At 60.0% G+C, this 422-nt stretch carries 2 protein-coding genes; both read right to left on the bottom strand.

Annotation, left to right across the window (positions count from 1 at the left end):
• The coding region (locus tag Q5Y71_RS17255) for a hypothetical protein (RefSeq protein ID WP_306043303.1) at positions 1 to 234 on the bottom strand (234 nt) is incomplete at its 3' end.
• A gap of 4 nt (positions 235 to 238) precedes the next feature.
• Positions 239 to 422 (bottom strand): hypothetical protein (locus tag Q5Y71_RS17250; protein WP_306043302.1); only part of this gene is annotated, 184 nt, incomplete at its 5' end.

Raw genomic sequence — 422 nt, 5'->3', positions numbered from 1 at the left:
AGCCTCCCGCTCCTGCATTGCGTGTTGCCTTTTCTGGTGCGCAAGGGCGTCCTCTCGCTTCTGTTGGTACAGAGCATCCTGCCTTTCTTGCTGGTTCAGCGCATCCTGGCGCGCCTGATCGGCCCTGCGCTCCTGGTTTTGCATCCTGCGGGCCTGGAGCCCGTAAGCTATGCCGCCGCCAGGGTTTGAGGGATTGGCCCTGCCGAACGCGGCAATATAGTTCTCAATTCCCACTGCTTTATCCTCCAGACTGTGGGCCTTTGGACATTCCAAAGGTTGCCCACGCTTCGCCTATACGCTGGCCGGATTCGTGCAGCGATCGAGCCAGGTAATTCTTGATATTCGCATCCGCCAGATACCCCGAGGCCCTGGCACCGGCAGCGCCTAACTGTGCCCCGCCTACACGATCACCGACACCCATA

The organism is Microbulbifer sp. 2205BS26-8 (assembly GCF_030731025.1).
Classification (GTDB): domain Bacteria; phylum Pseudomonadota; class Gammaproteobacteria; order Pseudomonadales; family Cellvibrionaceae; genus Microbulbifer; species Microbulbifer spongiae.
The sequence above is the reverse complement of the archived record's forward strand: the minus strand, read 5'-3'. Positions and strand labels throughout refer to the sequence as shown.